General features: G+C 68.0%; 17 protein-coding genes. 7 read left to right on the forward strand and 10 right to left on the reverse strand.

Going from position 1 to position 20,745, the window contains the following annotated elements; translation table 11 throughout:
- Window positions 1-12 precede the first annotated feature (12 nt).
- The 6 genes from ETX26_RS11770 to ETX26_RS14345 form a co-directional block, all read right to left on the reverse strand.
- Entirely contained in the window at window positions 13-609 is a 597-nt protein-coding gene (locus ETX26_RS11770; protein ID WP_129525360.1) for a DUF4126 domain-containing protein, read from the reverse strand.
- A gap of 59 nt (window positions 610-668) precedes the next feature.
- Window positions 669-1,313 (reverse strand): hypothetical protein, encoded by a 645-nt coding sequence (locus ETX26_RS11775; protein ID WP_129524863.1) that lies wholly within the window; start codon window positions 1,311-1,313, stop codon window positions 669-671.
- Between the two features lie 69 nt (window positions 1,314-1,382).
- Window positions 1,383-2,564 carry an acetyl-CoA C-acyltransferase gene (locus ETX26_RS11780; protein WP_129524864.1) on the reverse strand — a complete coding sequence of 394 codons (1,182 nt, stop codon included), beginning with the start codon at window positions 2,562-2,564 and terminating at the stop codon, window positions 1,383-1,385.
- A 114-nt stretch (window positions 2,565-2,678) separates the two neighbouring features.
- Window positions 2,679-3,128 carry a MaoC family dehydratase gene (locus ETX26_RS11785; protein ID WP_129524865.1) on the reverse strand — a complete coding sequence of 150 codons (450 nt, stop codon included), beginning with the start codon at window positions 3,126-3,128 and terminating at the stop codon, window positions 2,679-2,681.
- 61 nt (window positions 3,129-3,189) lie between these two features.
- Complete coding sequence (locus tag ETX26_RS11790) at window positions 3,190-4,587, reverse strand: DUF5935 domain-containing protein (protein ID WP_129524866.1); 1,398 nt, start codon at window positions 4,585-4,587, stop codon at window positions 3,190-3,192.
- The gene (locus ETX26_RS14345) at window positions 4,580-4,726 is read right to left on the reverse strand and encodes a hypothetical protein (RefSeq protein ID WP_165271762.1); all 147 of its coding nucleotides are present in this window, start codon (window positions 4,724-4,726) and stop codon (window positions 4,580-4,582) included. The genes ETX26_RS11790 and ETX26_RS14345 overlap by 8 nt, the downstream gene beginning before the upstream one ends.
- Before the next feature lie 88 nt (window positions 4,727-4,814).
- Between ETX26_RS14345 and ETX26_RS11795 the strand changes: the two genes are divergently transcribed.
- The 4 genes from ETX26_RS11795 to ETX26_RS11810 all read left to right on the forward strand — a co-directional run bounded on the left by ETX26_RS11795 (window position 4,815) and on the right by ETX26_RS11810 (window position 13,980).
- Window positions 4,815-6,044, forward strand: coding sequence for a TIGR04063 family PEP-CTERM/XrtA system glycosyltransferase (locus ETX26_RS11795; protein WP_129524867.1), 1,230 nt, complete (start codon window positions 4,815-4,817; stop codon window positions 6,042-6,044).
- Window positions 6,045-6,078: 34 nt separating this feature from the next.
- Window positions 6,079-7,584, forward strand: coding sequence for a hypothetical protein (locus tag ETX26_RS11800; protein WP_129524868.1), 1,506 nt, complete (start codon window positions 6,079-6,081; stop codon window positions 7,582-7,584).
- A gap of 197 nt (window positions 7,585-7,781) precedes the next feature.
- A complete protein-coding gene (gltB, locus tag ETX26_RS11805; protein ID WP_129524869.1) occupies window positions 7,782-12,419 on the forward strand; it encodes a glutamate synthase large subunit in 4,638 nt (1,545 codons plus the stop codon).
- Window positions 12,420-12,543: 124 nt separating this feature from the next.
- On the forward strand, window positions 12,544-13,980 hold the full coding sequence (locus tag ETX26_RS11810; RefSeq protein ID WP_129524870.1) for a glutamate synthase subunit beta: 1,437 nt from the start codon (window positions 12,544-12,546) through the stop codon (window positions 13,978-13,980).
- A 112-nt stretch (window positions 13,981-14,092) separates the two neighbouring features.
- Here ETX26_RS11810 and ung read toward each other — a convergent pair whose 3' ends face one another.
- On the reverse strand, window positions 14,093-14,776 hold the full coding sequence (gene ung / locus ETX26_RS11815; RefSeq protein WP_129524871.1) for a uracil-DNA glycosylase: 684 nt from the start codon (window positions 14,774-14,776) through the stop codon (window positions 14,093-14,095).
- Window positions 14,777-14,858: 82 nt separating this feature from the next.
- Here ung and ETX26_RS11820 point away from each other — a divergent pair, with 82 nt between their 5' ends.
- From ETX26_RS11820 to ETX26_RS11830, 3 genes are read left to right on the forward strand one after another with little or no spacing between them, the layout of a single operon-like run.
- Window positions 14,859-15,476 (forward strand): ribonuclease D, encoded by a 618-nt coding sequence (locus ETX26_RS11820; RefSeq protein WP_129524872.1) that lies wholly within the window; start codon window positions 14,859-14,861, stop codon window positions 15,474-15,476.
- A 24-nt stretch (window positions 15,477-15,500) separates the two neighbouring features.
- On the forward strand, window positions 15,501-16,169 hold the full coding sequence (locus ETX26_RS11825) for an LPS export ABC transporter periplasmic protein LptC (RefSeq protein WP_129524873.1): 669 nt from the start codon (window positions 15,501-15,503) through the stop codon (window positions 16,167-16,169).
- A complete protein-coding gene (locus ETX26_RS11830; protein WP_129524874.1) occupies window positions 16,166-16,699 on the forward strand; it encodes an LptA/OstA family protein in 534 nt (177 codons plus the stop codon). The genes ETX26_RS11825 and ETX26_RS11830 overlap by 4 nt, the downstream gene beginning before the upstream one ends.
- Window positions 16,700-16,709: 10 nt before the next feature.
- Here the strand turns inward: ETX26_RS11830 and holA are convergent, their stop codons facing one another.
- From holA to leuS, 3 genes are read right to left on the reverse strand one after another with little or no spacing between them, the layout of a single operon-like run.
- Window positions 16,710-17,738, reverse strand: a complete 1,029-nt coding sequence (gene holA / locus ETX26_RS11835; RefSeq protein ID WP_129524875.1) for a DNA polymerase III subunit delta — start codon at window positions 17,736-17,738, stop codon at window positions 16,710-16,712.
- Window positions 17,735-18,226 (reverse strand): LPS assembly lipoprotein LptE, encoded by a 492-nt coding sequence (lptE, locus tag ETX26_RS11840; RefSeq protein ID WP_129524876.1) that lies wholly within the window; start codon window positions 18,224-18,226, stop codon window positions 17,735-17,737. Before lptE ends, holA begins: the two co-directional genes overlap by 4 nt.
- Window positions 18,223-20,742, reverse strand: coding sequence for a leucine--tRNA ligase (leuS, locus tag ETX26_RS11845; RefSeq protein WP_129524877.1), 2,520 nt, complete (start codon window positions 20,740-20,742; stop codon window positions 18,223-18,225). Before leuS ends, lptE begins: the two co-directional genes overlap by 4 nt.
- Window positions 20,743-20,745 lie beyond the last annotated feature (3 nt).

The following is a 20,745-nucleotide window of genomic DNA, read 5'->3' on the forward strand; positions in this document are numbered from 1 at the left end:
AGGATCGGGTATCTAACCCGCCCTGTCTCTCTGCCCGAAGAACCGCCGCACAATCCGGCGCGCCAGCAGCAGTAGCCACACCGTCAGCGCCAGCAGTGCCAGCGCGATCGCTCCGGCCACATAGGGATACTCGTAGGCCGCCCAGAGGAGGCCCGCGGTCGCGACGTCCTCGACGGTCGACACCGCGACGTTGGAGACGGGCTCGGGGCTGGTGTTGACCACGCCGCGCGCGCCGGCCTTGCCAGCATGCGCCGCGAAGGCCGCCCCGCCGCCCAGCAGGAAGGCGATCACCTGCGTCGCCGGGTCGGAGGGATCGACGATCGCCAGCGCCAGCAGCGCGCCGCCGACGGGCCGCACGAAGGTGTGCACCGCATCCCACACCGAATCGAGCCACATGACCTTGTCGGCGAAGAACTCGCACAGCGCAGCCACGGCGGCGACCCCCATGACCCACGGGTTCTCGAGCACGGCGAGGCTCGCCAGGTGCTCGGGCACCGGGATCGCGTCGAGCCGCATGGCGAGCCCGGTCGCGAAGACGCACAGGTAGAGCCGCCATCCGGCAAGCAGACTGACGCTGCCGGCGATGCCGATGATCTCCATCACGCCCATCGCGCTCTCCTCCGCGGCGAGAATGCGCCGCAATGGCGTGCGCCGCAAGCGCCAGCGCGCTAGCGTGCGTCCCCGACCACGCGCATCTCGTCTGTGCCGCAGCGGAAGTCGTGCGCCCGCGCGTCGGCGATCTCGCGCGCGACGCGGTTCGCGTCGGGCGTTTCGCCTGCGATCTGCGCCACGCGGCAGCCCGGCGCGCCCGGTCGCCCGACCTTCTCGACCCCGATCACCGTGCGGCCCGCGCTTTGCGGGGTGACATCGCGGTAGCGGAAGATCACCGCGAACGGGTTCCCGTCCTTCATGCGCCATTCCAAGCGCTCGCCGAGCTCGTTGAAGGCGCCGATGGTCGTGAACTCCTCACCGTCGACGCCGGCGTCGATATCGAGCCGTCCGTCGCCGAGATGGACGAAGAGCGGAATGCCTCCGCGGCCGGGGCAGGCATAGTCGACGCTCGCGCCCTCGCTGGATTCGCCGGTTACACGACAGGCTTCGAGGTCGAGAGCCGTGTAGGCGGACGAGTAGCCGCCGGCACCGTCGGGTTCTTCGGCCGCAGGATCGGGCGCCGGCTCCGCGGCCGGAGTTCCGGCGTCCTGCGTGGCGGGCGAAGGCTGCGCCTCCACCGGCTCACGCTCCGGCGCTTCCTGCGAGCACCCGGCAAGCGGCAGCGCAGCGGCGAGCAATGAGCAAACGAAAGGGCGGCGCATGCGGTTCTCCTTCGGCAAGAGCCACGAAGAAGAACGCACGAGCCGCCCGCCCGTTCAAATGATCACGGATCAGAGGACTTCGAACATCCCAGCAGCGCCCATTCCGCCGCCGACGCACATCGTCACGACGACGTACTTCGCGCCGCGCCGCTTGCCCTCGATCAGCGCGTGGCCGACGCAGCGGGCACCGGTCATGCCGTAGGGATGCCCGATCGAGATCGAGCCGCCGTTGACGTTGAGCAGCTCGTTGGGGATGCCGAGCTCGTCGCGGCAGTGGATCACCTGCACCGCGAAAGCCTCGTTCAGTTCCCACAGGCCGACGTCCTCGAGCTTGATGCCAGTCCGCTCGAGCAGCTTGGGGATCGCGAAGATCGGGCCGATGCCCATCTCGTCGGGCTCGGTGCCCGCGACCGCCATGCCGACATAGCGGCCGAGCGGGGTGAGCCCGCGCTTCTCGGCGAGCTTTGCTTCCATCAGCACGGTGGCCGAGGAGCCGTCGCTGAGCTGGCTCGCATTGCCCGCTGTGATCGTGGTGCCCGGGCCCATGACGGGCTGCAGGGCGGCAAGGCCTTCCAGCGTCGTCTCGGGCCGGTTGCCCTCGTCCTTGGCGATGGTGACTTCCTTGTCGGAAACCTCGCCCGTTTCCTTGTTCGTCACCTTCATCGTGGTCGTGACGGGCACGATCTCGTCGTCGAACTTGCCCGCCGCCTGTGCCGCGGCGGTGCGCTGCTGCGATTGCAGGGCGTATTCGTCCTGCGCTTCGCGCGTAATGCCATAGCGCTGCGCGACCGTCTCGGCGGTCTGCAGCATCGGCATGTAGATCGCGCCGTGCATGTTGATCAGCTCCGGATCGGGCATCACGCGCATTTCTTTCGTCTGCACGAGGCTGATCGATTCCTGTCCCCCGGCGGCGACGACGTCCATGTTGTCGATCATGATCTGCTTGGCCGCCGTGGCGATCGACATCAGGCCCGACGAGCACTGGCGATCGATCGTCATCCCCGAGGTGCCGATCGGGCACCCGGCACGCAGCGCCACCTGCCGCGCCAGGTTGCCCGATTGCGTGCCCTGCTGCAGCGCCGAGCCCCACAGTACATCGTCGATCTCGCCCGGTTCGACCCCGGCGCGCTCGATGGCGGGCTTCAGAGAGTAGGCACCGAGCGTGGCGCCTTTGGTGTCGTTGAATCCGCCCTTGTAAGCGCGGCCGATGGCGGTGCGGGCGGTGGATACGATGACTGCGTCGCGTGACATGGGAAACTCCTTGGAAAATCAGGTCCGCCCTTCAGGGGACGGGACGAGAGAGGCCTTGCACCACCGGTAGCGGCACGCGCCTCCGCCTTCCCTCCCCAAATGGGGACTGGCCGGTCAGACGAAAAGCTGCGTCATCCACTCGGCGACGAGGGCGGGCTTGTCCTCACCTTCAATCTCGATCGTGATCTCGTGCGTCTGCTGCCACTGGCCCGGGCGCTTCTCGACCATTTCGAGCAGCTTCCAGTGGCCGCGAATGCGCTTGCCCGAGCGGACGGGGTTGATGAAGCGGGTCTTGTTGCCGCCGTAGTTGACGCCCATCTTCACGCCTTCCGGCCGCGGCAGGTCCGACTTGGCGCTGAGGTAGGGAATCATCGAGAGCGTCAGGAAGCCGTGGGCGATCGTGCCGCCGAAGGGCGTCATCTTCGCCTTTTCCTCGTCGACGTGGATGAACTGGTGGTCGCCCGTCGCATCGGCAAACTGGTTGATCCGTTCCTGGCTCATCTCGACCCATTCGCTGGTGCCGATCTGCTGGCCGACCTTTTCTGCGATTTCCTGCGGGGTCACTGCGCCTCTCCTTTGCCGCGAGTCTGACTTGAAACCGCGGCTTCATGGCGCATCGATTGGGCTAGCGCAACGCGCCCGCGCCTGCCGCTACGGCATCGCCGCCGGAGATCGGCGGCGCCTGCGGCCGCCGGACGCGACGGGCGTCCCGCGCCTGCGAATCGAGTCGGGTGCAGTAGGACCACAGGGCAATCTGGAGCCCGATGAGCATGAGCACGAACGGCTGGTAAGCGATCCCCTGAAACAGCGACCCCACGAGGTAGATCACCTGCCCGACCTGCAGTGCGCTGGCGAGCGGAGCTTGCCACTGTTCGTCGTGCCCGGTCCGCCCGCGCCACCGTCGCCGGATCCGTTCCATTTGCCACAGCCCGAGCGCGTGGAGCCACAGCCACAGACAGAGCCCGGGCCAGCCCTGCTCGCCGAGCACCTCGAAAACGGCCGAGTGGTACGCGCGGCCGGTATCCACGACCTCTCTGTATTCGATGGATGTCGTGCCGCCTTGCTCGACGAGAACCGGCATCCGGTAGCTGAAGCTGTTCCCGCGATAGGCATCGAACCCGCCGCCGAAGGGGTTCTCCGCAGCATAGTCGAGCGTCCATTGCCACACCGCGACGCGCGTGGAGGCAGACTGGTCTTGGTCGTGGCTGCCGATCGTCGCCATCCGCTCGTAATAGCTCTGTGGCAGGAAAGGCAGCGCCATCAGCCCCAGCGCGGCGCCCGCGGCGAGGAAGGCGAAGCGGCGCTTCACGTCGCGCAGGACGACGACCGAAAGAACCGCAATGCAGAGCAGGCCGGTGCGCGCCTCGGTTCCCACGGGCACAAGCAGGCAGGCGAAAATCAGCGCATAGCCGAACGTCTTCACCCGCCAGTCCGGCGGGAACACCGTGCCGTGGCGGGTGAACCACACGATCAGCGGGATGATCGCGATCGCCACCGTCGACAGCGTGGAGCTTTCGTACATCCCGGCGTTGTCGTTGACGAAGAAGTAGAGCGAGGCGTAGCCGCCGCCGCCGAGCGCCGTCTTCATCCCGGCGCTGATAATGATTGCGCCGGCGGTAAGCACCATGATCAGCGCCGTGCCCTCGATCCTCAGGCGCGTAGTGAGGGTGAGGGGAAGGAAAATCGCGAAGACCAGCGCCTTCCACACCCAGTCCCACTTCTCCAGCGCCTCGACCGGGAAATCCGCGGTTTTCGTGGTCCAGAAGCAGTAGAGCAGGAGCACGGCGAGCAGGAACTGGCGGAACGTGAACCGCACGTCCTTCTTCCTGTCCGTCAGCAGCCATCCGGCAAAAGCGGCGCAGAACGCGATCAGCGAGATCGGCAGGGCCGAGGTGATCGACCAGCCGATCTTCTGCGGCGCGAGGATGTCGATATAGCAGTAGGCGAGGACCCACAGGAACGGTCGGCGCAGGCCGATCGCGAAGAACGCCATGACGAAGCCGAACAGGGCGAGATCAAGCATCGGGCGCCTGTCCGCTGTCGCCGCTACCGCGTGTCTCCTCCAACGCGGGATCGCAGTCGGTCGCCTCGCGCCCCGCAAGCCGAAGCAGCGCGATCACGATCAGGGCGTGGATCAGGCCAAGGGCGAAGTAGTCGATCAAAGCGGGTTGCTTTCCAGTGGCGGCCTTGGCGCCGCCTAGCACCCGCGGGTTGACGCGCCGTTAAGGTTGCCGTGGCACGACACGGCGCATGACCCGGGTGCTGCACGTCCTCGACCATTCGCTGCCGCTGCACAGCGGCTATACCTTCCGCACACGCGCGATCCTGAAAAGCCAGCAGGCGGCGGGGATCGAGGTGCGCGGCGTAACCGGCCTGCGGCACACCGCCGGCGGCCCGCCGGCCGAGACGGTGGACGGGCTCCCCTTCCACCGCACGCGCGGCTCCGCGTCGGGCCCGACGGGCCTGCGCGAGTGGCGCGAGATTGCCGGGTTCGCGGAATCGATCGAGCAGGTCGTGCGCGAGTGGCGGCCCGACGTGCTCCACGCGCACTCGCCGGCGTTGTGCGGTGCCGCCGCGCTGAAAGTCGCGCGCCGCCATGGCATTCCCCTGGTTTACGAGATCCGCGCCTTCTGGGAAGACGCGGCGGTCGGCAACGGCAAGGGGCGCGAAGGCTCGCTCAAGTACCGCCTGACGCGCGCGCTGGAGAACCGCGTGGTCGCGGGCGCAGATGCAGTGTTCACGATCTGCTGGGGCCTGAAGGACGATCTCGTCGTGCGCGGATTCGCGCCGGGCAAGATCGGCCTTTCGCCCAACGGCGTCGACCTGTCGCTGTTCGGCGAACCCGTGGGCCGCGACGGCGCGCTCGCCCGGCAACTGGGCCTGGGAAGCGGACCGGTGATCGGCTTCATCGGCAGCTTCTACGACTACGAGGGGCTCGACGATCTGATCGCTGCCATGCCCCTCCTGCGCGCCGAAGCGCCGGCAGCGCAACTTCTGCTGGTCGGCGGCGGACCGGTGGACGAAGCCCTGCGGGCGCAGGCCGAGGCGAGTCCGGCACGCGAGGCGATTCGCTTCGCCGGGCGGGTGCCGCACGAGGCGGTCGAACGCTATTACTCGCTGATCGACGTGCTCGCATATCCGCGAAAGCGCAGTCGGCTGACCGACCTTGTGACGCCGCTCAAGCCGCTGGAAGCGATGGCCCAGCGCCGGCTCGTCGCTGCCTCCGACGTCGGCGGACACCGCGAACTGATCGCCAATGGCGAAACGGGAACACTCTTCGCTGCGGATAACCCGATTGCCTGCGCGGCAGCGTTGGCGAGTCTGCTGCGAAGCCGCGAAACCTGGGATGCCATGCGCGATCGGGCATGCGCTCACGTGGCCGAACATCACGACTGGGCGCGCAACGTGCGTCGTTATCAAGACGTTTACCATCGCCTGCTAGCCCGCATGTCGAATGGGGCAATGCCAGCCGCCGCATAAGGCGCGCAGTGCCCGGAGAACGGGGAAGAACGACATGGCAGCCACGTACAATGGTACGACCGCCAGCAAGCCGCCGGTCAGCAGGCATCCGGCGTTTCCGGCCATCGTGGCTCTGTGGTTCGCCGCCCTGCTCGGCGTCGGCAGCCTCGTTCTGCCCGTGACCTTGTTCGAGAGCCTCGTCGTTGCGACCGGATTGCCTACGGTCCTCCCTGCGGCGGAACCGCCGCTTGGGATCTCTGCCCGCATCCTGATCGCACTGGTCGGCGGCGGCCTGGGAGCGATCATCGGGCTGTGGCTCGCCCGCAAGGTTGCCACCGCGCAGAACGCCGCACCCGTCCGCGAGCCGCGCGCACCCGCAAGCCTCCGCCAGGGCAAGCGCCCGATCTCCGCTCGCGAGGAGCTGGGCGCGGAGAGTTTCGACGAGCCGGTCGACGACTTGCCCTCCGCCACGGCAGTCGGCCGTCGCCGCAGGTTCTCGGCGACCGGCCAAAGCTCGCCCGGCGTGCCCCTCGGTCACGTGTCGTTCCCGGACGCGGGCACGGAGATCGTGCTATCTGCCGATATGCGCGAGGAGCCGGTATCGGCCGCGAACGACGCACTCGACCTCGCCGCTTTTGCGGATACCGCGCACGTTGCAGAATCGTCCAGCTCCACTGCTCCGACGGACGATTTCGAAGCCGAGCCCGCTCGTACGTTCGACGCGGCGCCCGCCACTCCCCAGGCGGAATTGGCCGCGGAACTGGCCGCGAAGGCGGGGATCGTCGCGGAAGCCGACTCTTCGGACGCAGCCGATCACCGGGCCGATCAGGCGCCGCTGCATGACCTCTCCCTCGCGGAACTCGTCGATCGGTTCGCGCTCGCGCTCCAGCGTGCGGCCGAACGCACCGAAACCGAATCGCCCGCTGCAGAGATGCCGGCGCGCTACGTGCCCGATCTGGGCGTCGAAGTGGCCGAAGCCCCGCGCGTCGCGGCCGATCCCGTACCGACGCCGGACAGCGAGGAGGACGCCGGCCCGCGGGCGGTGGCCTCCGCTGTGCCTGTCCCACCGGAAGCCATACCCGCAGCACTGCGTCCGCTAGAGCTCGACGACGAATCAGTGGACCACGAGGACGACGATCTCGCGCTCACGCTCTCGCTGACGGCCGACGCGCGACCGTTCGCGGATCCTGTGGTCGGCCCGCGGCGTCCTTCGACCTACGAGGGCGAAGAGGGTGAGGAAGCGCCGGGCGAAGACGCCTACAGTTCGCTGCTGAGCATCGGCAGATCGGAAGGGCGGCGCGAGGTCGCTCATTTCGAGGAAGATCGGAGCGCCGATGAGGAAACAGGCGACGCGATCGAATCCGATGCGGCCCTTTCGGAGAGGAACGGAAGCAGTGCGGAGCCCGCAGCGACCCCGCTCCACCTCGCCGGACGCCCTTTCGATGCGCCCGCCGGCGCGAGTTCCCCTTCCGGGGCGATGCCGTCCGCGGACCCGGCACAGGCCGAACGCGCCTTGCGGGACGCGCTGCACAAGCTCCAGCGCCTGAGCGGCGCGGCCTGAGCGCCGCCGCGCACTTTTCCGGGCGCAAGAATTACTAATACCTATGCGCTGCCTTCGCAGTTGCAAAAATCCGTTCGTATCGTCATGAAGCGCTTTCGCGATAATTTTCGTGCGCGATCGCGCGCCACGGAAAGCGCTTCATTGCCGGAGCGTGAGGGAGGCACGCGCTTCGGCACCTGACACGACGAGGTTTCTGGATGGGATTTCCCACGCCGACAGGTCTGTATGATCCACGCAACGAACACGATTCGTGCGGTGTCGGCTTCGTTGCGCATATCAAGGGCGAGAAAAGCCACGCGATCGTCGCGCAGGCGCTCGAAATCCTTGCCAATCTCGACCACCGCGGCGCGGTCGGTGCCGATCCGCTGCTGGGCGACGGCGCGGGTATCCTGCTGCAGGTTCCCGATCCGCTGTTTCGCGATTGGGCAGACGACGGGGGTCACGACCTGCCGGCCGCCGGCGACTATGCAGTCGCGCAATGCTTCCTGCCTCAGGACGAAGAGGCGCGCGCTTTCGTCGCCGAACAACTCGAAAAGTTCGTCGCCAAGGAAGGCCAGCGTCTGGTCGGCTGGCGCGACGTGCCGGTCACGCTCGACGGGCTCGGCAAGGCGGTGGTGGAATCGATGCCGGTCATGCGCCAGTGCGTCGTCGCGCGCGGCGAGAACTGCGCCGATCGCGACGCGTTCGAGCGCAAGCTGATCGTGATCCGCAAGCAGACCCTCAATCCGCTCGCGAAGCTGGCCGAGAAGCACGGCCTGCCCGCGCTGACGCAGACGTACATCCCAAGCTTTTCGAGCCGCACGATCGTCTACAAGGGCCTGCTGCTCGCCAACCAGGTCGGCAGTTTCTACGACGATCTGCGCGATCCGCGCTGCGTCTCCGCCCTCGGCCTCGTGCACCAGCGCTTCTCGACCAACACTTTCCCGAGCTGGCGCCTCGCGCACCCGTACCGCTTCATGGCGCACAACGGCGAGATCAACACGGTCCGCGGCAACGTGAACTGGATGGAAGCACGCCGGCGGACCATGGAGAGCGAGCTGCTCGGCGCCGATCTCGACAAGATGTGGCCGCTGATCCCGCACGGCCAGTCCGACACCGCATGCCTCGACAATGCGCTCGAGCTGCTGCTCGCGGGCGGATACAGCCTCGCCCACGCGATGATGATGCTCATGCCCGAGGCGTGGGCCAAGAACCCGCTGATGGAGCCGGCCCGGCGCGCGTTTTACGAATACCATGCCGCACTGATGGAGCCGTGGGACGGGCCGGCCGCGGTCGCCTTCACCGACGGGCGCCAGATCGGCGCTACGCTCGACCGCAACGGCCTGAGGCCGGCGCGCTACTGCGTGACCAAGGACGATCTCGTCTGCCTCGCCTCGGAAAGCGGCGTGCTGCCGTTCGCGGAAGCGGACATCGTGCGCAAGTGGCGGCTCCAGCCGGGCAAGATGCTGCTGATCGACCTCGAACAGGGCCGCATCGTCGAGGACGCCGAACTCAAGGCCGAGCTCGCCGCGGCACACCCCTACGAGAAGTGGCTGGAGCAGACGCAGTACAAGCTGGAGGATCTCGACACGATCGAGCCCGAGCTTGCTGCGATCCCCGACCACACGACCGCGCTGCTCGAGCGCCAGCAGGCCTTCGGCTATACACAGGAGGACATCACCCGCTTCCTCGAGCCGATGGCGCTGACCGGCGACGATCCGATCGGCTCGATGGGCACCGACACGCCGCTTGCCGTGCTCAGTCAGCGCCCGCGGCTGCTGTACGATTACTTCAAGCAGAACTTCGCCCAGGTCACTAACCCGCCGATCGACCCGATCCGCGAGGAACTGGTGATGAGCCTGCTGTCGATGGTCGGCCCGCGGCCCAACCTGCTCGGCCGCGAGGCGGGCACGCACAAGCGGCTCGAAGTCAGCCAGCCGATCCTGACCAACGAGGATCTGGCCAAGATCCGCTCGGTCGAGGCCGCGCTCGACGGAGCCTTCCGCACCCATACGCTCGACATCACGTGGGATGCGCACAGCGGCGCAGACGGCCTCGAAATGGCCCTCAAGGAGCTGTGCTGGGCTGCGACCGAGGCGGTGCTGCTCGATCACAACATCCTGATCCTGTCCGACCGCGCGCAGGGCTCGGACCGCATACCCATCCCGGCGCTGCTCGCCACCGCGGCGGTCCACCACCACCTCGTGCGCCAGGGTCTCAGGATGCAGACCGGGCTGGTCGTCGAGACCGGGGAGGCGCGGGAGGTGCATCACTACTGCGTGCTCGCCGGCTACGGTGCAGAGGCGATCAACCCCTACGTCGCATTCGAGACGATCGAGGCGCTGCGGGCCGAGCGCTTCCCCGAGATCGCGCCGGCCGACGCGCGCCGGAACTACATCAAGGCGGTCGGCAAGGGCATGCTCAAGGTCATGTCCAAGATGGGCATCTCGACCTACCAGTCCTATTGCGGGGCGCAGATCTTCGATGCGGTCGGCCTGTCGAGCGCCTTCATCGACAAGTACTTCACCGGCACCGCGACGACGATCGAAGGCGTCGGCCTTGCCGAAGTGGCGGAAGAGGCGGTCCGTCGTCACGCGCTCGCGCATGGCGACAATCCGCTCTACCGTGGCATGCTCGATGCGGGCGGCATCTACCAGTACCGCCTGCGCGGCGAGGACCATGCCTGGACGCCGGGCAGCGTCGCCAGCCTGCAGCACGCGGTTCGCGGCAATTCGCGCGAGCGCTACGAGGATTTCGCGCGCGACATCAACGAGCAGTCGGAGCGGCTGCTTACGATCCGCGGGCTGATGGACCTCAAGCCGGCCGAGACCCCGGTGCCGATCGAGGAGGTCGAGCCGGCGAGCGAGATCGTGAAGCGCTTCAGCACCGGCGCGATGAGCTTCGGCTCGATCAGCCGCGAGGCGCACACCACGCTCGCGATTGCGATGAACCGCATGGGCGGCCGTTCCAACACCGGCGAAGGCGGCGAGGAGCCCGACCGCTTCACGCCGATGGAGAATGGCGATTCGATGCGCAGCCGCATCAAGCAGGTCGCCTCGGGCCGCTTCGGCGTGACGACCGAATATCTCATCAACTCCGACGACATCCAGATCAAGATGGCCCAGGGCGCCAAGCCCGGCGAGGGCGGGCAGCTTCCGGGCCACAAGGTCGACAAGGTGATCGGCGCGGTGCGTCACTCGACGCCGGGCGTGGGTCTCATCAGCCCGCCGCCGCACCACGACATCTATTCGATCGAGGATCTCGCGCAGCTCATCCACGATCTCAAGAACGTGCAGCCGAGCGCGCGCATCTCGGTCAAACTGGTGAGCGAGGTCGGCGTCGGCACGGTCGCCGCGGGCGTGTCCAAGAGCAAGGCCGACCACGTCACCATCTCGGGTTACGAAGGCGGCACCGGCGCTTCGCCGCTGACCAGCCTGACGCACGCGGGTTCTCCGTGGGAGATCGGCCTGGCGGAGACCCAGCAGACGCTGCTGCTCAACGACTTGCGCAGCCGCATCGCGGTGCAGGTCGACGGCGGCCTGCGCACCGGGCGCGACGTCGCGATCGGCGCGCTGCTCGGCGCCGACGAGTTCGGCTTCGCCACCGCGCCGCTGATCGCGGCCGGCTGCATCATGATGCGCAAGTGCCATCTCAACACCTGTTCGGTCGGTGTCGCGACGCAGGACCCGGTGCTTCGCAAGCGCTTCACCGGCACGCCCGAGCACGTGATCAACTACTTCTTCTTCGTCGCCGAGGAACTGCGGCAGATCATGGCCGAGATGGGCTTCCGCACGGTCGAGGAGATGATCGGCCGGGTGGACCGGATCGACATGCGCCGTGTCGAACGCCACTGGAAGGCGCACGGCGTCGACCTTTCGCGCGTGCTGCAGGTGGCGGCGCCCCAGGGCGTGGCACTGCATCACACGCAGGAGCAGGACCACGGCCTCGCCACCGCGATGGACAAGGAACTGATCGCCGCCTGCCGCGAGGCGATCGAGAGCGGCGAACCGGTCCAGCTCGAGCGCGAGATCCGCAATGTCAACCGCACCGCGGGAGCGATGCTCTCCGGCGAGATCGCCCGCCGCTACGGGCACGCCGGGCTGCCGTCCGACACCATCCGCATCAATCTTACCGGAGTAGCCGGGCAGAGCTTCGGCGCCTGGCTTGCCCACGGCGTCACCCTGGACCTTACGGGCGATGCCAACGACTACGTAGGCAAGGGGCTTTCGGGCGGCCGGATCGTCGTGCGTCCGCCGGCCGGAATCGGCCGCGACCCGGGCGAGAACATCATCGTCGGCAACACCGTGCTCTACGGCGCGATTTCGGGCGAGGCTTTCTTCGAAGGCGTCGCGGGCGAGCGGTTCGCGGTGCGCAATTCCGGCGCCGTCGCGGTGGTTGAGGGCACCGGGGACCACGGCTGCGAGTACATGACCGGCGGCGTCGTATGCGTGCTCGGCCGCACCGGACGCAACTTCGCGGCGGGAATGAGCGGGGGCGTCGCCTACATCTACGACGAGGACGGCGAGTTCGAGCACCTGTGCAACCCGGCGCAGGTCGATCTGCTGCCGGTATCGGCCGCGCCCGACGCCGAGGAAGGCACCGGCCGTCCGCAGCAGCGTGCGCGCTCCGTCGACGACCTCGGCATGGGCGATATGCTGCGCCACGACGCGGAGCGCCTGCGCATCCTGGTCGAGCGGCACAAGCTGCACACCGGCTCGGCCAAGGCCGCCGCGCTGCTCGACGATTGGGACGCCGCGCTCACGCGCTTCGTCAAGGTCATGCCGCGCGACTACGCGCGCGCGCTCGAGCAGCTCGAGAGTGAGCGGATCGAAGCCGAAAGCGTGGCAGCGGAGTGACCTTTCATTTTCTTTTCGTCATCCCCGCGAAGGCGGGGATCCAGATACCGTCCGTCGATATCGGCGACGTCAACTGGACCCCTGCCTACGCAGGGGTGACGGCCAAATCGGAGATTTGACCGTCATGGGCAAGGACACAGGTTTCCTCGAATTCGAGCGCGAGGACCGCGGCTACGCCGATCCGGCGGAGCGGGTCGCGCATTACAAGGAATTCGTCGTCCCCCTGCCGGAGGACAAGCTGCGCAACCAGGCGGCTCGCTGCATGAACTGCGGGATTCCCTACTGTCACACCGGCTGCCCGGTGAACAACCTGATCCCCGACTGGAATCACCTGGTCTACGAGGCCGACTGGAAGCGTGCGCTCGACACGCTCCATTCGACCAACAACTTCCCCGAGTTCACCGGCCGCGTCTGCCCCGCGCCTTGCGAAGCGGCCTGCACGCTGAACATCGTCGACAGCCCGGTGACGATCAAGTCGATCGAATGCGCGATCGTGGACCGCGGCTGGCAGGAAGGCTGGATCAAGCCGCACGTGCCCGAGAAGCCGACCGGCAAGTCGGTCGCGGTGATCGGATCCGGACCTGCCGGCCTCGCCTGCGCGCAGCAGCTCGCCCGCGCGGGCCACGCTGTCACGGTATTCGAGAAGGCCGACCGGATCGGCGGCCTGCTCCGCTACGGCATTCCCGACTTCAAGATGGAAAAGCACCTCATCAACCGCCGCGCGGTGCAGATGGAGGCCGAAGGGGTCCAGTTCCGCACCAACAGCGAAGTCGGCGTCGAGGTTTCGTTCTCCGCCCTCAAGGAGAACTTCGACGCAATCGTGCTCGCGGGCGGGGCGGAGGAAGCGCGTCAGCTCGACATCCCGGGCGCCGAGCTTCCGGGCGTGCGGCTGGCGATGGAGTTCCTGACCCAGCAGAACAAGCGCAACGCGGGCGACGACGAAGTGCGCGCCGCCCCGCGCGGCTCGCTGACGGCGACGGGCAAGCACGTGATCGTGATCGGCGGCGGTGACACCGGCAGCGACTGCGTCGGCACCTCCAACCGCCAGGGCGCGGCGAGCGTGACTCAGCTCGAGATCATGCCCAAGCCGCCGGTGAAGGAAGACAAGGCGCTGACCTGGCCGGACTGGCCGCTCAAGCTGCGTACGTCCTCCAGTCATCAGGAGGGTGCGGAGCGCGACTGGGCCGTGCTGGCGAAGCGCGTCGTCGCCGAGAACGGCGAAGTCGCCGGTCTCGAATGCGTGCGCGTCGAATGGCGCGACGGGCGGATGCACGAGATCGCAGGCAGCGAATTCACGCTGCGGGCCGATCTGATCTTGCTCGCGATGGGCTTCACCGGCCCCAAGCGCCGCGGACTGCTCGACCGCGCGGGCGTCGAACTGGACGCCCGCGGCAATGTCGCCGCCGATACGCAGAGCTACGCGACGAGCGAGCCGAACGTCTTTGCCTGCGGCGACATGCGCCGCGGCCAGAGCCTCGTCGTCTGGGCGATCCGCGAAGGCCGCCAGGCCGCTCGCGCGGTGGACGAAGCGCTGATGGGTGCGAGCGAACTGCCGCGTTGAAGTAACACGATTCTAGCGCCATTCCCGAGTCCCAGCGAAGGCTGGGACCTCCCTCCATCGGCGGAGCGCCAGCGGCCTGAGGTCCCAGCCTTCGCTGGGACTCGGGAGGGGACTAAACTCCCCAGTCGATCGCGCCGCGGCCCTGCGCCTCGAGAAAGGCGTTCGCCTGGCTGAACGGCCGCGAGCCGAAGAAGCCGCGGTGGGCCGAAAGCGGGCTCGGGTGCGGTGAGCGCAGCACCAGGTGCCGGTTGCTCTGCGCGAGTTCGGGAATGCGCGCCGCCTTGCCCTGCGCATGGCTGCCCCAGAGAATGAACACGCTCGGCTCGGCCCGCGCCGCGACAGCCGCGACGCAGGCATCGGTGATCGTCTCCCACCCTTTGCCGGCATGGCTGCCCGCGCGCCCCGCCTCAACCGTCAGCGAGTTGTTGAGCAGAAGCACACCTTGCCGCGCCCAGGCGCTCAGATCGCCGTGCCCCGGCGGCGGCAGGCCGAGGTCGCTTTCCAACTCCTTGTAGATGTTGACCAGGCTCGGCGGCACGCGGACGCCTTCGGGCACGGCGAAACACAGGCCCATCGCCTGATCCGGCCCGTGGTAGGGATCCTGCCCCAGGATTACGACTTTCACGTCCTCCAGCGGCGTCAGGTCGAGCGCGGCAAGCCGCGTGCCGCGCGGGGGGTAGATCGTCCGCCCGGCAGCCTCCTCGGCGCGAAGCCAGCCGCCCAGCCGCCTCGCTTCCGGTGCAGAAAGCACGGGATCGAGCACCGGCCGCCAGCTCTGGGGTAGAGTGTCGCTCATGGCATGGCAGGATAGGCGGCGCGCGCGCCGCGTTCCAGCAGCCCTTTCCCTCAATCCCCAATGCGCCTAAGAGCCGCGCCTTATGGCAGTGCATTTTCACGAAGAGGACCTGCCCGCCGGCGTGCTCGCCGACGGGCCGATCGCGGTCGACACCGAAACGATGGGCCTCGTCACGCCGCGCGACCGGCTCTGCGTCGTCCAGCTCAGCGACGGTCACGGCGACGAGCACCTCGTGCGTTTCCGCGTCGGCAGTTCCTACGACGCGCCGAACCTCAAGGCCGCGCTCGCCGATCCCGCGCGGCTCAAGCTCTACCACTTCGCGCGCTTCGATCTCGCGGCGATCGAACATTATCTCGGCGTCACCGCCGCGCCGGTGTTCTGCACCAAGATCGCGAGCAAGCTAACGCGGACTTATACCGACCGGCACGGGCTCAAGAACCTGGTCCAGGAACTGCTGGGCGGCGAGATCTCGAAGGCGCAGCAGAGCTCCGACTGGGGCGCGCCCGAGATCAACGAAGCGCAGCGCGAATACGCGGCGTCCGACGTGCGCTTCCTTCATCGGCTGCACGCCATCTTCGTCGAGCGGCTGGCGCGCGAGGGCCGCACCGAGATGGCGCAGGCCTGCTTCGATTTCCTGCCCACCCGGGCGCGGCTCGACCTCGCCGGATGGGCCGAGAACGATATTTTCAGCCACGCGTAGTCCTTCACAGGGTAGGCGCAGACCATGGTGACGAAACGGCGGATCGAGACGCAGGAGGCGGCCCGGCTGAGGAGCGAGCGGCAGCACTTCGCCGCGCCCGGAGGATCGCACGACCGGCTCGTCTCGTTTCTCGCCAAAGTCCTGCCGATGGGTATAGGCGTTGTCGCGGCCTTGATGGTGATCACGCCGCTCAGCCCGCGCGGCGAGGTCAGCTTCCTGCTCGACCGCAACGAAGTCGCCATGATCGACGAGCGGCTGCGTGTCGACAACGCCATGTACCGCGGGCAGGACGACAAGGGTCGGCCGTTCTCGCTGACCGCCGGCGAGGCGGTGCAGCGGTCCAGCGTGGAAGGGATCGTGCGGATGAACGATCTCGTCGCCCGGATCGCCTTGCCCGAAGGCCCCGCCCGTCTCGGCGCGCAGGCCGGCACCTACGACCTCAACGAGGAAGTCGTCTCCGTCTTCGGCCCGGTCCGCCTGACCGCGGCCGACGGCTATCGCATGGTCGCGCGCGGGGTTTCGGTCGATCTCGCGGCGAAGCGCATGGTCGGGCGCGGCGGGGTCGAAGGCGAGATCCCGGCCGGCACCTTCTCCGCCGACCGCCTGATCGCCGACATGGCCGAACGCACGGTCACGCTTGACGGCAACGCCCGCTTGCGCATGATCCCGGGCGAACTGAGGATGCCCTCATGACATCGCATTTCCCCACCGCGTCCCGCTGGGCACTTGCCGGCTTCGTCGGCACTCTCGCTGTGTTCGCAGGCATGCAGCTCAATGCCCAGGCGATCGCCGGGCACAATTCGAACGCGCCGGTCAACTATGCCGCCGACCGGATCGAGCTGCAGGACCGGCAGAACCGCGTCGTCCTGTCGGGCAACGTCGACATCACGCAGGCCGGCCTGCGGCTGCGCGCGGCGCGCACGCTGGTCAACTACAGCGACGCCGGTTCGCTGAGCATCCAGCGCATCACCGCGACGGGCGGGGTACGGGTGACGCGTGGCAACGAATCGGCGACCGGTGATGTCGCGGTCTACGACTTCAATCGCCGGATCATCACCATGGCCGGGAACGTCCGCCTGCGTCGCGGCACCGACACGCTCAACGGCGGGCGGCTGGTGATCGACCTCAGGACCGGCGTGTCGAGCGTCGACGGAAGCGCTTCGGGCACCTCGACTACGTCGGAAGGACGCGTGTCGGGTACGTTCCAGGTTCCCGAGAACTAGGTACAGCGCATCAGCGTCGCGCAGCGCGGCGGGCGATCTCGGCGAGGCCCTGCGAGAGCAACAGGTCGGCCGACTGGCTGTTGGCAAGCAGTGCGCGGTGAAGCGCGACGAGCTTTTCCACCAGCCGGTCGAGTTCGCGCCCGCGCCAGTGCCGCAGCTGTGCTGCCAGATCGCGCTCGTCCTTCCAGAAGATGCGCCGTGCACGCTTCTCCGCCTCCAGCGTCGCCGCAACGTTGCCGCGGGGCCCGATTTTCGCGGCCAACTGCGCGAGCTGGGCCGCGCGCCGCTCCACCGCCAGCAGCACGCCGACCGGATTGAGCGACAGTTCGCGCAGCCGGTGGAGCTCGGCCGGGATCTTGCGCGTCTCGCCCGCGAGTACGGCGTTGACCAGGGGCATGAAGCCGTCTTCCTCGGTCGAGGCGCCGATCGCGTCCAGCGCGGCGCCATCGGCGTTCTTCGGTGCGGCGGGCGAGGCGTCGAGGTAGAGCGCGAGCTTGCCCACTTCCGACTGGGCGAGCCGCACGTCGAGCCCGGCGGCACGCGCAATCCGCTCGGCAATGTCGCCGTTGAGGCGCAGGCCCGCCGCATCCGCCATCCCGCGGACGCTGGCGGTGACGGAGGCGAGATCGGGCGGCCAGAACATCGCGACCAGCGCGTCGTCGCGCTTCTCCAGCAGCTTCGCGGTGCGCGACTTGTCGGTGGCGGAGGTGGCGATGATCAAGACCGGGCAGGCATCGCCCGTGCCCAGCAGCAGATTGCCGATCGCATCCAGCGCCTCGTCACCGCTCGCGCGCACATAGATGTGGCGCGCATCGCCGAACAGGGAGCCCGAGCGGGCCTCGTCACCGAGGAGGACGGGATCCTTGCGCAGAGCCGCGCCCGACATCTCGATGCGTTCGCCCGGATCGTCGAGCAGTTCGACGATCCTGTCAGCCGCAGCCGAGGCGCCGGCTTCGTCCGGCCCGCAGAAGAAGAACACGCGGCATTGCTGCGCCGCGCGCCGGGCGGCAGCGGCGAAATCGCGCTGGGTCGCCTTCACCGGTCTTCGCGCAGCGTGAGCGAGAGCTGCGTCACGATCCGTTCGGCAACCTCGAGCGCTAGATTCTCGAGCGCCGTCTGCTCGGCGGCAATGGTCGCGTATTCGCTTGAGACGACGTCGATCCCCGCGTCCGACCCGGCAGTCGCATCGAGCAGGATCGAACCGTCGACGGTATCGACGAGCTGATAGCGCGCCCGCAGCGTCCGGCGTTCGCGCCCGATCGTATCGTCGCTCAGCACGCCGAGCCCCTCGAGCCGGTCGTCGAGCCGCACGTCGAGGCGGTAGCGCGGGCTTTCCTCGCCTGCCGCGCCGAGCCGGTCCTGCAGCGCGTTGCGCACCAGCCAGCCGGCGCGCCCCTCGATCGGGGGTACTTCGACGGCAGCGAGTCCGCGCGCGACCTCGCCGCTGCTGCCGCCCGCGTACATCGGCTGCAATCCGCAGGCGGACAGCGCGACCAGGGCCGCGGCGAGGGCGGCCGCACGGATCATGTGACGATGTTCACCAGCCTGTCGGGCACCACGATCACCTTGCGTACCGCCGCTCCATCGATCGAACGCTGGACCTTCTCGCTCGCCAAGGCAAGCGCTTCAAGGTCTTCCTTGGGCGCGCCCTTGGGGGCAGTCAGCGTGTCACGCAGCTTGCCCATGTGCTGTACCGCGATGGTCACCTCGTCCTCCACCAGCAGTGCCGGATCGGCCACCGGCCACGGGGCACTGGCGACCAGTCCCTCACCGCCGATCGCGGCCCAGCCCTCTTCGGCCAGATGCGGCATCATCGGACTGGCGAGCAGCAGGATCGTGCGGATCGCCTCGCTGCGCGTGGCCGAAGCCGGCGCCTTCTCAATCGCGCCGGTCAGCTCGTAGAGCCGCGCCACGGCCTTGTTGAACGAGAGCGCCTCGATATCCTCGGCAACCGCGGCGATCGTCTGGTGCGTCTTGCGCAGCAGCGCCTGGTCCTCGCCGCTCGCCGCCGCATCGTATTGCCCGAACAGACGCCAGAGGCGCTGGACGAAGCGCCAGCAGCCCTCGATCCCGGCTTCGGACCACGGCAGGTCGCGCTCGGGCGGACTGTCGGAGAGCATGAACCAGCGCACCGCGTCGGCGCCGTACTTGGCGACGATCTCGTCCGGGTCGACGGTGTTCTTCTTCGACTTGGACATCTTGATGACGCGGCCGATCGCGACCTCGCCGCCGTCGTCCTTGAGCAGCGCGCGCTCCGCCTCGCGGCTGACCTCGTTCGGCGCGTAATAGACGGTGCGCCCGTCGATCTCGCGGGAATAGGTCTCGTGCGTCACCATGCCCTGCGTGAACAGGTTCGCGAAGGGCTCGGCAAAATCGAGCTGGCCGATGTGCTGCAGCGCGCGGGTCCAGAAACGGGCGTAGAGCAGGTGCAGGATCGCATGCTCGATTCCGCCGATGTACTGTTCCACCGGCAGCCACTTGGCGACTTCCTCGCGGTCGAACGGCTTGTCGGCCGGCTGGCTGGCGAAGCGCAGGAAGTACCAGCTCGAATCGACGAACGTGTCGAGCGTGTCGGTCTCCCGCTCCGCCTTGGCGCCGCAACGGGGGCAATCGACGTGCTTCCAGGTCGGATGGCGCAGCAGCGGGTTGCCGGGGGTCTTGAAATCGACGTCCTCGGGCAGGACGACGGGAAGCTGGTCCTTGGGCACCGGCACCACGCCGCACGCGGCGCAGTGGATGAACGGGATCGGCGTGCCCCAGTAGCGCTGGCGCGAGACGCCCCAGTCGCGCAGACGCCATACGGTCGTGCCCTGGCCCCAGCCGTCCTTCTCGGCGCGCGCGATCACCTCGCGCTTGGCAGCCTCCACCTCCATCCCGTCGAGGAACTGCGAGTTGACCAGCACGCCGTCGCCCGACTCGGCCTCACCGGCGAACGGCTTGTCCGCCTCTTCCGCGCTGGACGCGACGACGCGCGGGATCGGCAGGCCGTACTTGGTCGCGAATTCGAAGTCGCGCTGGTCGTGCCCGGGCACCGCCATGATCGCGCCGGTGCCGTAGTCCATCAGCACAAAATTCGCGATATAGACCGGCAGGTACTCGCCGGTGAACGGATGGCGTGCGCCGATGCCGGTGTCGAAGCCGAGCTTCTCCGCCATCTCGAGCTCGGCCGCGGTCGTCCCGCCGCGCTTGCATCGCTCGATGAACTTAGCCGCATCGCAATTGATCGTCGCGACGCGCTGCGCGACGGGATGGTCGGGCGCAACGGCGACGAAGCTCGCACCGAAGATCGTGTCGGGGCGCGTGGTATAGACCGCCAGGCTTTCGCCGTCCGACAGCTCGAACGAGAACTGCAGACCGCGGCTCCGGCCGATCCAGTTCTCCTGCATCAGGCGGACCTTGTCGGGCCAGTTCTCGAGCTCGCCCAGCCCGTCGAGCAGCTTCCCGGCGAATTGCGTGATCCTGAGGAACCACTGGTTGAGCTTGCGCTTCTCGACCTCCGCACCCGAGCGCCAGCCCTTGCCGTCGATCACCTGCTCGTTGGCGAGCACGGTCATGTCGACGGGGTCCCAGTTGACCTCGCTCTCCTTGCGATAGACCAGTCCCGCCTCGTAGAGGTCGAGGAACAGTGCCTGTTCCTGCCCATAGTAATCCGGATCGCAGGTCGCGAGCTCGCGGCTCCAGTCGAGTGCAAAGCCGATTCGCTTCAACTGCGCCTTCATGTTGGCGATGTTGCCGCGGGTCCAGCCGCCGGGGTGGACCCCCTTTTCCATGGCCGCGTTCTCGGCCGGCATGCCGAAGGCGTCCCACCCCATCGGGTGCAGCACCTCGTGCCCCGTCATCCGCTTGTAGCGCGCGAGGACGTCGCCCATCGTGTAGTTGCGCACATGCCCGATATGGATGCGCCCCGAAGGATAGGGGAACATCTCGAGCACGTAGCTCTTGGGCTTGGCCGAATTGCTGTCGGCCTCGAAGCAGCGTGCCTCTTCCCATGCGCGCTGCCAGCGCCCGTCGGCCTGCGACGGATCGAAACGGTTCTCGCTCATGCG

Source organism: Pelagerythrobacter rhizovicinus, assembly GCF_004135625.1.
GTDB classification, from domain to species: domain Bacteria; phylum Pseudomonadota; class Alphaproteobacteria; order Sphingomonadales; family Sphingomonadaceae; genus Pelagerythrobacter; species Pelagerythrobacter rhizovicinus.

Excerpts from the sequence above, each read along its gene's own strand:
- ETX26_RS11770 (WP_129525360.1), bottom strand. The coding sequence starts at position 609 with ATGGGCGTGATGGAGATCATCGGCATCGCCGGCAGCGTCAGTCTGCTT.
- ETX26_RS11775 (WP_129524863.1), bottom strand. The coding sequence starts at position 1,313 with ATGCGCCGCCCTTTCGTTTGCTCATTGCTCGCCGCTGCGCTGCCGCTT.
- ETX26_RS11780 (WP_129524864.1), bottom strand. The coding sequence starts at position 2,564 with ATGTCACGCGACGCAGTCATCGTATCCACCGCCCGCACCGCCATCGGC.
- ETX26_RS11790 (WP_129524866.1), bottom strand. The coding sequence starts at position 4,587 with ATGCTTGATCTCGCCCTGTTCGGCTTCGTCATGGCGTTCTTCGCGATC.
- ETX26_RS11795 (WP_129524867.1), top strand. The coding sequence starts at position 4,815 with ATGACCCGGGTGCTGCACGTCCTCGACCATTCGCTGCCGCTGCACAGC.
- ETX26_RS11800 (WP_129524868.1), top strand. The coding sequence starts at position 6,079 with ATGGCAGCCACGTACAATGGTACGACCGCCAGCAAGCCGCCGGTCAGC.
- gltB (WP_129524869.1), top strand. The coding sequence starts at position 7,782 with ATGGGATTTCCCACGCCGACAGGTCTGTATGATCCACGCAACGAACAC.
- ETX26_RS11810 (WP_129524870.1), top strand. The coding sequence starts at position 12,544 with ATGGGCAAGGACACAGGTTTCCTCGAATTCGAGCGCGAGGACCGCGGC.
- ung (WP_129524871.1), bottom strand. The coding sequence starts at position 14,776 with ATGAGCGACACTCTACCCCAGAGCTGGCGGCCGGTGCTCGATCCCGTG.
- ETX26_RS11820 (WP_129524872.1), top strand. The coding sequence starts at position 14,859 with ATGGCAGTGCATTTTCACGAAGAGGACCTGCCCGCCGGCGTGCTCGCC.
- ETX26_RS11825 (WP_129524873.1), top strand. The coding sequence starts at position 15,501 with ATGGTGACGAAACGGCGGATCGAGACGCAGGAGGCGGCCCGGCTGAGG.
- ETX26_RS11830 (WP_129524874.1), top strand. The coding sequence starts at position 16,166 with ATGACATCGCATTTCCCCACCGCGTCCCGCTGGGCACTTGCCGGCTTC.
- lptE (WP_129524876.1), bottom strand. The coding sequence starts at position 18,226 with ATGATCCGTGCGGCCGCCCTCGCCGCGGCCCTGGTCGCGCTGTCCGCC.
- leuS (WP_129524877.1), bottom strand. The coding sequence starts at position 20,742 with ATGAGCGAGAACCGTTTCGATCCGTCGCAGGCCGACGGGCGCTGGCAG.